Source organism: Actinomadura sp. KC216 (assembly GCF_004348535.1).
GTDB lineage: Bacteria > Actinomycetota > Actinomycetes > Streptosporangiales > Streptosporangiaceae > Spirillospora.
In genome coordinates this window covers 1-11650 of record NZ_SMJX01000264.1, presented here as the reverse complement: position 1 = coordinate 11650, position 11650 = coordinate 1, and the positions used below count along the sequence as shown (strand labels likewise).

Below are 11650 nucleotides of genomic sequence, written 5' to 3'. Positions count from 1 at the left end.
GCCCCTGAACCTCCCACACACCCCGCACTGACCCGCGGCCCGCACTGACCCGCGGCCCGCACTGACCCGCGGCCCGCACTGACCCGCGGCCCGCACTGACCTGCGGCTCGCAGTGGTCCGCGGCCGCGTTGCTCCATGGCCCGCGTTGCTCCATGGCCCGCGTTGCTCCATGGCCCGCGTTGCTCCATGGCCCGCGTGGGTCCCCGGGCCGCGTTGACCCTGGGGCCGCGTTGGCCCGCGATCGCGTTGACACGCGGGCCGCGCGTTGACACGCGGCCTTGCTCTAGGAGGTGTCGTCGAGGTCCTGTACCAGGCGCCAGGCCTCTAGGACCTGGCGGCTGCCTGCGGGGTAGTAGCGTCTGCGCAGGGCCAGGGCCTCGCGGGCGTATTTCAGGGCCTTGTCCGGCTCGGCTGGTGCGAGTGCGCGGGCCAGGAGGAGTTCGGGCCAGCCGGGTTCCATGCCGGGGCGTCGCGGAATCCTCCGGACGTCGCGCAGCTCGGCGACCGCTTCGGCGGTCTCTCCCAGCACCAGCAGGGCCTGGGCATGGACGAGCCGGGCGTTGAGGGTCGACTTGTCGGAACCCCCGTAGCGGCGGCGGCGAGCCTCCAGCAGCGAGTGCGCGAGGGCGAGGGCCTCGCGCGCATGGCTCTCGCGTTCGCGCTCGTCCTCCGCCCGCTCGGCGGCGCGCACCATCGTCTGCGCGAAGACGATCTGTGCCCGCCAGGTGAAGGGGTGTCCGGCCCCGTACCGGTCCAGGCGGCGGAGGGTCTCCTCCTGGAGGATCCGCAGCGCCTGGTCCACGTCCCCGGAGCCGCCCCGTTCGCGCAGGGCCAGCGCGAGGTTGGTGCGGGCGACGCAGGTGCGGGGGTGATCGTCACCGAGGTGCTCGGCGCGCAGCTCCAGCTCGTCGCGGTACATCCGGACGCCGCGCTCCGCGTCGCCCGGTTCGCCCCTCCGGCGGACGTACTGGGCGTGCATCGACCGGATGCTCATCAGCGTCGGGTCGTCCGCGGGGAGGAGTGACTCGGCCCGCCGGGCGAGGTCGTCCCAGATGGGAACCGACTTCGCCACCAGCCTGGACCGGCTCGCCAGCGCCTGGAAGTCGCACTCGATGCTCAGCCGCACCGAGTGGCTGATACCCGTGTCCTGGGACGCGTGCTGCGCGAGTTCCAGCAGCCGCTTGTAGTCGTTCGTCTCCGCGGCGTAGGCCAGGACGGTGCGGAACTCGGCCAGCAGCTGGACCTCCGACTCGTCGGCCATCGATCAGGCCTCCCTCCGCTTCTGGGGCGCCGAGCGGAGCTCGTCCGGATCCGTCAGCCGCATGATCTCCGCGAGGACCGGTTCCAGCCGGTCGGCCACGGCGCCGCGGGTCGCGCCGTCGACGCGGTTCAGCAGGTAGGCGAGCTCGCCGAGCCCCGCCCCCGCCCTCGACAGCGCGTCGCGCACGTACCGGGGGTGCTCGAAGCCGAGCCGCATGAGGTCGTCGTACGCGGTGTCCAGGACCGTGTCCGGTTCGGTGCCGAGCGGTCCGGCGGCGAGCTCCACCACCCGGGCCAGCAGCGCCGCGGCGTCCGCCGGCGCGGCCTCGCCGTCCAGGATCAGGCACAGGTCCTGGACGGCGATCAGCGGGGCGGCGGCGTGCTCGGCGGCGGCGAGCCGGGGCGTCCGCGCCGCCCAGTCCGCCATCCGGCTGATCAGCGTCGTGGCGGCCCACCGCCGGTCGTCCGGGGCGGTCGCGGCGAGCCCGGCGAGCCAGCCCTCCCGGTGCGGCCAGTGGCTCCAGACCTTGGCCTCGGCGATGAGGGCCTCGACGGCGCCCGCCGGGAGGAGGTCCAGCAGCGGGGTGCCGGAAACGGCCACGCGCAGCGACGGGTACTTCTGCTTCTTGTCGCCCACGAGGTTGTACAGCGTGGAGCCCGACGACACACCGACCTCTTCGGCGAGCCGGTGCCGGGCGTCCGCCCCGGTGAAGACCGTTCCGGGGACGACGGTCTCCAGGCAGGTGTCAAGGGCCTTGTAGTAGTCGATGCGGCGCGCGTGCCCGCGGATCTTGCGCTGCCAGTCCGAGATGGTGGTTTCGCGTATGCGAGGTACCAGTTGGCTCATCGTCGGCCTCGTTCTCGGTCACGTTTCTGTCATTGATCTTGAGTTACAAGTTCGCGGGCCCGCGGCGCATTCTCTGCCTGGACGAATCACGACCCAGGAGGTTGAGATGCGCGGCGCCCAGATCGGCTACTGCATCGATTACCGGATCGGCTCCCCGGGCGGGCCGCCCGACGAGGGCGAGGAGCCACGGACCGCCGGCCCGAACTGAGCGACCCCGCCCTGGCGGGCGGGCTCCGGCCGCCAGGGCAGGTCCGCGGGTCCTGACCGAATCACTCCATCACAAACTATTGCGGAAGTTCGCGGTGTTTGTCTGCCCTTTGATGGTGGGGAGTGCTTCCCAAAGCGCGTGTGGTTCCATGACGGTCCGTCCTTCCCTTGCCGTTAAGCCTGTTAAGCCGGTCAAGCCCGCGTTAACCAGCACAGCGGATAAGGGTGGCGGGCCTCCGGCGGTGATCCGGCGAGGATCGGGCGGTCATCCGGCGGTAAGCCGGCCTACCGGGAACGGCACGCGGATTCTGTCAACTTTTTGGCAATTCGGTGAATGCTGTCCGGTATTCGGCATTCCCGGGCCCGGGTCGTCCGGGGACCATCGCCTCATGGACGACGACGCGTACCCGAACCGGCACGGCATCGGCCGTATCCGGCGCGACCTCCGGAAGGGACGGAACCTGGACGCCTATGTGGTGGCGCTCGCCTCGCTGGTCTTCGCGGCGCTGTCGCCCCTCGGCGACCTCGTCCCGCCCGACCTGCACCGGTCGGTCCTCTCGGCCGGGGTCGGCCTCCTGGTGTACCGCCTGACCACGCCGGACGGCGCGCCCGCAGGAGACCGGCCGCGCGATCCCGGCGGAAGGAAGCGCCTCCCGGCGGGCCGCGGGACGGTAGCGCGACCGGCGTGCCTTCACAGACCCTGGTGGCATGACGGACTCCCCTTCGCTCCCGTCCCACCAGGGCCTTGTGGACGATCTCCGGGTCGTCCGCGAGCACGGCCTCGTCCGGCTGCGCACGCTGCGGCTTCCGGCGCTGCGGCAGAGCGCCGCCCTCCTCCGCCCGGGCGCGGCGGAGGCGCCGCCCGCGATCGAGGAGGTCATCAGGGCCGCCGCCGACCGGCTGGAGGCGGGGCAGCTCGCGGACGCCGCCCGCTACACCCTCGGCCTCGTGCCGGGGACGCGCGACTGGCCCGCGCAGGACCGCCGCGGCCGCGCCGCGAAGATCTACGGCCTCACCCCCGGCTACTTCCGCAAGGACAAGGAGCGCGTCATCCTCGAACAGGTGGCGGAGCAGATCATCGCCGCCTGCGCCGAGCACGCCGCCCCGCCCGCCGCGTCGGTGCCGGGGCCTCCTGAGCAGGCGCTCCAGCCATGGACGGTCCATCTCCCGCGGATCGGTTCGGCGCCGCGCGTCAGCTTGGACGTCGGGTCCATCGAGCTGCTGCGCGACGTCGACGTCCTGGTCTCCTCGGAGAACGTGTGGTTCGAGATGTCCAAGACGTTCGGCACCTCGCTGTCGGCGGCGCTGCGCCGCGCGGGCGCGCTCCGGACACCCGCCGGCGAGATCATCGACGACGTCGTCCAGCGCGAGCTGTCCGCCTGGCTGTCCGAGCATGGGCGGCTGGGGCTCCCGGTCGCGCCCGGGACCGTCGCCGCGACCGGCCCGGGCGGGCTGGCGGAGAACGGGGTGAAGCGCGTCTACCACGCCGCGATCGCGATCCCCCGGCCCGGCCGGAACGCCTACGAGGTGGGACGCGAGGTGATCCCGCTGGCGGTGCGCAACGTGTTCACCCTGGCCGAGCGGGAGCGGCACCTGTTCGCGCCGCCGCTGTCGTCCCTGTGCTTCCCGCTGTTCGGCGCCGGGCGCGGCGGGCTCGGCGCGGCGGCGAGCGCGGCCGCGCTGTGGGGCTCGCTCGCGCGGGAGCTCCGCGCGGCGCCCGGCTGGTCCGTCCGGATCATGACGATCAACCGCGAGCACGCCGCCGTGGCCGCCGCGACGATCGGCGGCTCCGCTCCCTAGACGGACGCGAAGGGTGTCCAGAGCGGCGGTCACGGTGTGAACGCGCCGGCTCCGGACACCCTTCATCGATCGTGGTCAGCCGTTCTCCGGGTCAGGACTGGAGAGCGATCGACCGGTAGTAGTGCTTCAGGATCCTGGAGTAGGTCCAGCCGTCGTTGGCCTTGTCGCGAGAGCCGTACTGCGACATCCAGTCACCGTCGACCCATCCGCCGCACGCCGTCGTGGTGGAGCAGTAGTGCGCTTCGAGGATCTTCCCGCCGCGGGTCATGCGGGTGCCCCACGTCGCGTCCACCGCCGCGCTCGTCGACGCCTTCGCGGAGCCGGGCCTGTACACCTGGCTCGACGTGGTGTCGTAGACGTCGAAGCACGCGCCCCATGACGTCTTGCGCGTCGAGTGCAGGGCCCAGTACCAGCCGAAGTTCTTCACGGCCATCGCCCCGGCCCGCAGGGACTCCTTCGGCCAGCTCGACACCCACTCGTTGGGCAGGACGTTCTTGACGTAGGTCTTGAACGCCACCCGCTCCACGCGCCCGGCGGACACCCGGTACACGAGGATCGACGAGGGAAGCCTGCTGTGCGTGCCGTCGGTCTTGCACTGCGTCGTCCCGGTGAGGAACTGGTGCGAGGCGTTCTGGTTCTTCAGGGTGGAGTTCAGGTTTCCCTTGGCTCCAGGCTTGAAGTCCTGGGACGCGCCGCCGTAGTTGCTGTTGTAGTACACCCGGACGGTCTTGCCGCTGCGGTTCCAGACGGAGGCGGCGGCATTCTTGATGCATTTGCCCTTGCCGTTGCCCGCGCCCTTGAAGTCGTAGCAGGAGGGCTGCTCGGTGCCGTAGTCGCCGACCGAACTGGTGAAGTCCGAGATCGAACCGGCGTTGCCGCTGTTGAAGTAGTAGCAGAACTCGCCGCTGCCGCATTTGCCGTCGCGGGCCGCCGCCGAAGCGGGCGAGGTGAGGGCGGATAACGCCGTCCCGCCGAGCACCGCCGCGACGGTGATCGCGGTGAGCCGCGAGATCAGCCGTGCGATTCGTGTTGACACGGTCGTCCTTCTCCCTGATCTATCGGACGTTGTAGCCCTGCGAGCGCCAGAACGACGTCGGGTTCGGGTTGTCCAGGTGCGGGTCGCCGACGCTCTTGGCGGCGTGCGTCTGCCGCCCGAGGCGCATCTCGACGTGGGTGTGCGCACCCGAGCTGGAGGACACCCCGCGCCACGCCTCGTCCGCGATGACCTGGCCGCGGCTGATGTTGTCGCCCACGCTCACCGACGACCGCGGCGCCGTGTGCAGGTAGATCACCGTCTTGTTCGCCGCGGAATTGTAGATGGAGATGGTGGACAGGCCCCCGCTGCCGTTGCGGCCGCGGGCGACGTAGATGACCTTGCCGGCCACCAGGGCGCGGACGTCCGAGCCGACGCCGCGCGCGATGTCGATGCCCTCGTGCCGGCCGGGGGTGCTGGTGTAGCCGTCGAAGCCGCAGGTGATGCGGCCGCCGCTGGCCTTGTACAGCCCGTACGACAGGTTCGCCCGCGACGACGGCGAGAACTGGTGCGAGGCGTTCTGGTTCTTCAGGGTGGAGTTCAGGTTGCCCTTCGCCCCGGCCTTGAAGTCCTGGTAGGCGCCGCCGTAGTTGCTGTTGTAGTACACCCGGACGGTCTTGCTACTGCGGTTCCACACCGACGCGGCATTGTTCTTGATGCATTTGCCCTTGCCGTTTCCGGCGCCCTTGAAGTCGTAGCAGGAGGGCTGCTCGGTGCCGTAGTCGTCGACCGAACTGGTGAAGTCCGAGATCGAACCGGCGTTGCCGCTGTTGAAGTAGTAGCAGAACTCGCCGCTGTCGCATTTGCCGTCGCGGGCCGCCGCCGAAGCGGGCGACACGGTGGCGAGCACCGTCCCGCCGATCGCGGCCGTCGCCGCCGTCACGCTGAGGACCTTGTTGAGCTTTCCCATTACCGTTCTCCTTTTTCTCTTCCTTGTCAGCGGGGCCTTGATTTCCGGACCGGTCAGCGGCGCTGGTACTCCTCCCAGGTGCGGATGGTCACCTTCGGGCCGTCGTCCGGTCCGCGGCCGGCGAGCCCGTTCAGGCCGAGGTAGTAGTCGCCGGTCTGGTGCCGGGCCTGAGCGGACAGGTCGGTGTCGCTGATGGCGGCGGCGTGGATGTGCCACGGCCAGTCGCCCTGCCGGGGGCTGCGCACCCAGGCCGCGAAACCGACGCGGCGCAGCGCGCGGGCGGCCGCCTCGCGGGTGGCCCCGCTCATCCCCTTGACCGAGATGTCGACGACGCCCCCGCCGTCGTGGGTACCTGCGGACGTGGGGTCGCCACCCGGGTTGTAGGAGCCCTGCTCCAGGACGAGGTCGCGGCCGAGCAGCCCCTCCGCCTCGGCGAGCATGCTCCGCGTGCGCGTGTTGATGACGAAGCCGCCCCCGACGGTCACCCGGCTCCCCGGCGTGATGACGTGGGTGACCGTGAACCGGCCCGCGCCGAGCTTGGCCAGCGAAGTCCTCCCCGGCATGCCGTTGGCGTCCAGGCCGGTGTAGCCGAGCGACTTCTGGTACTTCGCGTAGGCGGTGATCGTGGTGGTGCCGAAGTACCCGTCCACCCACTTCTTGTCGAGCAGCTTCCGGTCGCGCAGCGCCTGCTCGACGAGGAGCACGCCGGCCTTGGCGCCGGGGGTGAGCGTGTCGTCCGGGCGCCGCGGGTCGATCTGCGCGGCCTTGACGACCGCTTCCATGTTCACGCTCGGCAGGGCCCGGACCCCGGCCGCCGGTGCGGCCGGTGACGCCGGTGCCGCGGCCTGTGCCGACGACGTCGCGGACACGACGGTCAACGGGGTGATCAGTGCCGTCGCCACGAGGGCGCCGGCATATGCGGGCAGCTTCATCGTTCTCCCGTCTCTGCTGGTTGTAAGGCGGGCTTCCGCGCAGGCTTCCGCGCAGGGGCATACGCCGCCTGACAGGTGGGTGATCGGTGGTGGAACGCCGCGGTGGGCGGCCTCAGAGGTGGCCGGACGGTCTCAGCCGTCCCGGCCGCCGCGCGCCGCCGTCAGCAGCGCTCGCTGGTCATGGCGCGGGGGCCGTCCGGGATCCATCCGGCCGCCTGGGTGCAGTGCGCCAGCGTGTTGGTGCCGAGCGACCAGACCTCCTTGGTCCGGGTCCGGCACTGGGTGCCCCGCAGGGTGCGGTCGGAATTGTCGGCGACCGCCGCACAGGCGTTCCAGGTGCGGTGCGAATTGCGGTAGCCGGCCCAGACGAAGACATAGGCCCAGTTCTTTCCGCATCCCTTGAACTGCTTCACCGATGCGAAAGTCTGTCCGTCGTGACGAATATGGGCGGTCGATCCGATCTGAACGGTGCTGCCGCATCCGGGTGCGGGCTCGGCGTGCGCGGCGGCCGGAACCGCCGCCATCGCCGGTACCGCGAGAAGCGCGGCGAGCGTCCCCTTGACGATGCTCGTCATCGTCGAATCCCCCTCGTGTCACCGCCCGCTGGAGTGCGGGCAGTGACCACCTTGCCGAGGGGGCGCACCTGTCAGGTACCCCATGTGACAGGTTCTGACATGCTCTTACACGGGCGGCCCCGCTACCTGGCGACGTTCACCACGAAGTAGACGGGACGCGCGCCGGGGAGGAGCTGCCGCCCGCTGCCGTCGACCATCTTCCAGCCGACCCAGCACGATCCGGGGGAGGCCGGAGCGGTGACGCGGACGCTGACCCGGACCCGGGCGCCCGGCTCGGTATCGGGAATCGGGACCTTTCCCGGAGTCATGCAGGTGCCGTTGTCGGCGGGCAGCGTCGCGCGGGCGAGAAAGCGCCCGCGCCACGGGACGGCGCCCGCGTTGGCGATTTCCCAGGTCTTGGTGAATTGCTGCCCGGCCTTCACCACCGTGCCATCGGGAATCGTCACGTCGGCGATGAAGACGCTCCTGTCGCCGGCGACCACCGGGGCGCTCGCCACCGCCGGCTGCGGGGCCTTCGCGCCGGGCTCCCGTTGCCCTTCCCCGTCGTCCTGGAGTATGGACACGGTGATCGCCGCGCCGCCGCCCAGCGCCCCGCAGCCCAGGACGAGCGCGACGACACGGCGCCGTCTTCGCCGGCGTGCGGGCACGGCGGTCAGCTCGGCCGCTGACGCCGGGTCGTCCCCGGCGGCCGTTCCGGGAACCCGGTCGAGCGGTGCGGTGTCGGCGTCCCCGAGCCGGGCCGATTCCGCATCCCCCGGCTGGGCGGTGCCGACGAGCCGGGCGGTGTCGCCTTGCTCCAGCGCGGTGCCGCCCTGCTCGGCGGCGGTGGCGGCGGCAGCGGCGGCGTCGTCCGAGCCGAGCGCGGCGCACCAGTACTCCCGCCACTCCTCGACGTCGCCTCCGCACGCTTCGACGAAGGCCTGCGTCGTCGTCCAGCTCGGGAACCGCGTTCCCTTGGCCGCCTCGTGCAGGGTCGCGTGGCTGACCGACCGCGACTTGGCCGCCATGACCCGGAACGAAGGGTTGCCCGCCTCGGCGCGTAACCGCCGGAGCCGCTCGGCGAAACGGTCCCGCCCGTCCTGGCCCCCGGCGGACGGCAGCACACCAGACCCGTTCATGGTCCACCTCACCTACCCGGTCGGCAGCGCCGAACGTGGACAATCTAGCCGAGGGATGGGTGCCATAGTCACGCGACTCCAACAACTCGGCGGCCATTTATCATTCAACTGGGATAGACCGGTCGGCCGGAATGTTCGCGGGTTTCGTGGCGACATCGCGCCTTCACCCGCGTGCTCTCGTCCCTTCACCCTGATGCTGACGCAATGCTCACCCGCGGGCACGTGCCGCGACGCCGCCGCTTGCGAGCGGAAGGCCGTCCGACCAGCGGCGGCACCGGCCGAAACCGAAAAATGAACGTTCCATTTCAACTATGGACGAACCCGCCCGAGAACGGCGCATCGGGCGTAATCGTGATCAAGACCTTGGGTTTTCGCCCGCCACCGCTCCGTGTTCTGTTCGGCCCGCTCCGTGTTCTCTTCGGTGACGAAATCGGGGCGTCCATGGTGGCGATCTCCGCGTCGCACGTGTCGAGCCGACCGTGCGGCAGGCCCCGACCATGCGGCAGGGGGTGGCGGGGCCGCCCGCGGGACTCGGTGACGGCCCGAAATCAGACCGGCTCGACCTGCGCGGTCGCCTTGATCCACCTGCCGGACGCCGGTCGTCTCAGTTTCCGGGCGGGCACGGCCGGGTGTCCGGCCAGGGCCGCTACCTGCGGGTCGCGATGACGGAGCGGGGCACCCAGTACGGCTACTCGCTGCGCGAAGTCCAGGCGTACGCGAAGGGCGCGCTGGTCCCGGCGCAGTTCGGCGTCTCGGTGGACCCGGCGATCGTCCTGCAGAAGCCGGGCGCGACCGCGTCCAGCACGCTGACCGTCACCAACGCCTCGGCCGAGGCGGCGGACGTGACGTGGACGGCGGACGCTCCTGACGGGGTGACGGTGACCCCCGCATCGGGACGGATCCGCGTCCCCGCTGGCGGCAAGGCCACGGCCGCGGTCAAAGTCAGCGGGGTCGCCGAGCCCGGAAATGCGACGGTGCCATTGTCGGTAACGGCGCGCTCGCTCAGGGAGACGGTGCGTCTCGGCGGGGCCGATCTGGTGGTGACGGTGCCGTACGGCACGCTGTCCGACGCATTCGGCAACGTCAGTGTCACCACCGACGGGAATGTGAACCCGCCGGGGCTGGGCAATGGCTTCGACGGCGCCGGGTCGTCCTACTCGGCCGAGGCGCTCGCCCGGGCCGGGGTGGTCCCGGGGACGCCGTTCACGGTCGGCGGCGTCACCGTGCGCTGGCCGGACGTGCCCGTCGCGACGGCGAACAACCTGGTCGCGAACGGCCAGAGCATCGCGCTGAACGGAACCGGCGACTCCATCGGGGTGCTTTCCGCCGCGTCCTACGGACCCGCCGCCGGTGACTGGACGGGCTGGTATTCGGACGGAACGTCCGCGAAGGCGCGGCTTTCCACGCCCGATTGGACCAGCGCGCCGCCCTCCGGTTCGACGGTGCCGGCGACCATGAACTACCGGAACAATTCCGCGACGGGACGCACCGAACGGCGCACCCAGCTCTTCTACCAGCGGATCCCGGTCGACCCTGGCAGGACGGTGACCGCCGTGACGGTTCCGGCGGTGTCGAAGTCCGCGGTGCGGGGAGCCCCGGCGCTTCACATTTTCGACATCTCCATGGGTTGACAGACGGTGTGACGGCGCGCGCCCACCCCTCGCCTGCCAGGCGGCGGGTGGGCGTGGCCCATTTCGGCCGGTCGTGGGGGATAGCGGGCGGTCTTTCTTTCGCCACGCGCCGTGATCGGTTTTTTCCGGGATCGGCGGCGACGGCGGCGTACGGCGGGGCCTCCGGCAGGCCGGTCCCCGCGCCGAAAGCGTCTTGATCAGCGGAGACCCGCCTCCGCCGGGCACACCGCCGAGCGCCGTCCGCGCCCCGGCCCGCCCGGGGCCGGCGATGACGAGCACGCTCCAACGAGCCCGTGTGCGGCGGCCTTAAAGAGCTATTCAAAGGCAATGTGAATTGTGAATAAATGGTCAATCGTTGAGTGTTGACGGGTAAGTGGAACAAAGAATACTCTCCGAAACGATTCTCCGAACCGTGAGGATCGCCATTCGGCCCCGGGCCGCCAATGTCCGCGTCGTCCGCCGGTCACCGCTGGTGGAATTCGCGTGCGACGACGAGGTCGGCGGCAACCCCCTCCTGAGAGACCCGACCCATGATGAACACCAGACGTGTGGGGATCGTGGTAGGCGCCGCCGTGCTCCTGCCCGCCCTCGCGACGGCGTCCTACGCCGCCGCCTCCTCCGAGACCAACCCCGAGACAGGCGCCGAGCAGGCCTGGGCGCCCCGCGGCGCCACCCTCGAGGTCGTGACCGTCCTCGGCTCGGGCTGCCCGGCCGGCACGGCCAAGGTCACCCCGTCCAACGGCGGCAGCGCCTTCACCGTCACCTTCGACAATTACCTGGCCTGGGGCGGCGGCGACGCCCCGCCGACCGAATTCCGGAAGAACTGCCAGCTCAACGTCAAGGTCGGCGCCCCCGAGGGCTGGACGTGGGCCCCCATCGGGATCTCCTCCAACGGCTTCGCGCACATCCAGGAAGGCGCCTCCGCCGTCCGGCGGACGAGCTACTACATCCAGGGCAGCTCCGAGACGCGCTCGGTGTCGCACACCATCGAGGGCCCGTCCAACCGCTCCTGGCGGTTCAACGACCGGATCCCGCGGGACGAGCTCGTCTACAAGGAGTGCGGCGCGGACCGCAACCTGAACATCAACACCGAAGTGCGGGTCAACGCGGGCGATTCCGGAAGGCCCAGCTTCATCGCGGTGGAATCCGCCTACGCGAACGCGAACTACCACCTCGCCTGGAAGCGTTGCTGACGCGGTAACGCAGTAACGCTGTGACGCGGTAATGCGGCGTCGGGCGGCCGGCAGGCGGGGCGCGAGCGCGTCCCTTCTGCCGGCCGCCACGCGCTGCGGCTTGCTCTCTCTGAACCGGCCGAGGGCGGGGAGAGCCGAGCGGGG

At 70.9% G+C, this 11650-nt stretch carries 10 protein-coding genes; 3 read left to right on the top strand and 7 right to left on the bottom strand.

Annotated features, from left to right (window positions below):
• Positions 1 to 283: 283 nt before the first annotated feature.
• Positions 284 to 1261 carry a hypothetical protein gene (locus E1264_RS32460; RefSeq protein WP_132179594.1) on the bottom strand — a complete coding sequence of 326 codons (978 nt, stop codon included), beginning with the start codon at positions 1259 to 1261 and terminating at the stop codon, positions 284 to 286.
• Positions 1262 to 1264: 3 nt separating this feature from the next.
• Positions 1265 to 2107 (bottom strand): hypothetical protein, encoded by an 843-nt coding sequence (locus tag E1264_RS32455; RefSeq protein WP_132179592.1) that lies wholly within the window; start codon positions 2105 to 2107, stop codon positions 1265 to 1267.
• Positions 2108 to 3022: 915 nt separating this feature from the next.
• On the opposite strand from E1264_RS32455, the gene E1264_RS32450 reads away from it, so the two are divergent.
• On the top strand, positions 3023 to 4114 hold the full coding sequence (locus E1264_RS32450) for a hypothetical protein (protein ID WP_132179590.1): 1092 nt from the start codon (positions 3023 to 3025) through the stop codon (positions 4112 to 4114).
• 91 nt (positions 4115 to 4205) lie between these two features.
• Here E1264_RS32450 and E1264_RS43870 read toward each other — a convergent pair whose 3' ends face one another.
• The 5 genes from E1264_RS43870 to E1264_RS32425 form a co-directional block, all read right to left on the bottom strand.
• Positions 4206 to 5150 carry a SpoIID/LytB domain-containing protein gene (locus E1264_RS43870; protein WP_165964491.1) on the bottom strand — a complete coding sequence of 315 codons (945 nt, stop codon included), beginning with the start codon at positions 5148 to 5150 and terminating at the stop codon, positions 4206 to 4208.
• 19 nt (positions 5151 to 5169) lie between these two features.
• Positions 5170 to 6057 carry a peptidase inhibitor family I36 protein gene (locus E1264_RS32440; RefSeq protein WP_132179588.1) on the bottom strand — a complete coding sequence of 296 codons (888 nt, stop codon included), beginning with the start codon at positions 6055 to 6057 and terminating at the stop codon, positions 5170 to 5172.
• 53 nt (positions 6058 to 6110) lie between these two features.
• A complete protein-coding gene (locus tag E1264_RS32435; protein ID WP_132179586.1) occupies positions 6111 to 6989 on the bottom strand; it encodes a peptidoglycan-binding protein in 879 nt (292 codons plus the stop codon).
• A 161-nt stretch (positions 6990 to 7150) separates the two neighbouring features.
• A complete protein-coding gene (locus tag E1264_RS32430) occupies positions 7151 to 7564 on the bottom strand; it encodes a hypothetical protein (RefSeq protein WP_132179584.1) in 414 nt (137 codons plus the stop codon).
• A 122-nt stretch (positions 7565 to 7686) separates the two neighbouring features.
• Positions 7687 to 8682, bottom strand: a complete 996-nt coding sequence (locus E1264_RS32425; RefSeq protein ID WP_132179582.1) for an NBR1-Ig-like domain-containing protein — start codon at positions 8680 to 8682, stop codon at positions 7687 to 7689.
• A 629-nt stretch (positions 8683 to 9311) separates the two neighbouring features.
• Here E1264_RS32425 and E1264_RS32420 point away from each other — a divergent pair.
• Both E1264_RS32420 and E1264_RS32415 read left to right on the top strand, forming a co-directional pair.
• Positions 9312 to 10313, top strand: coding sequence for a hypothetical protein (locus tag E1264_RS32420; protein WP_132179580.1), 1002 nt, complete (start codon positions 9312 to 9314; stop codon positions 10311 to 10313).
• A 548-nt stretch (positions 10314 to 10861) separates the two neighbouring features.
• Positions 10862 to 11506 (top strand): DUF4360 domain-containing protein, encoded by a 645-nt coding sequence (locus tag E1264_RS32415; RefSeq protein WP_165964490.1) that lies wholly within the window; start codon positions 10862 to 10864, stop codon positions 11504 to 11506.
• Positions 11507 to 11650 lie beyond the last annotated feature (144 nt).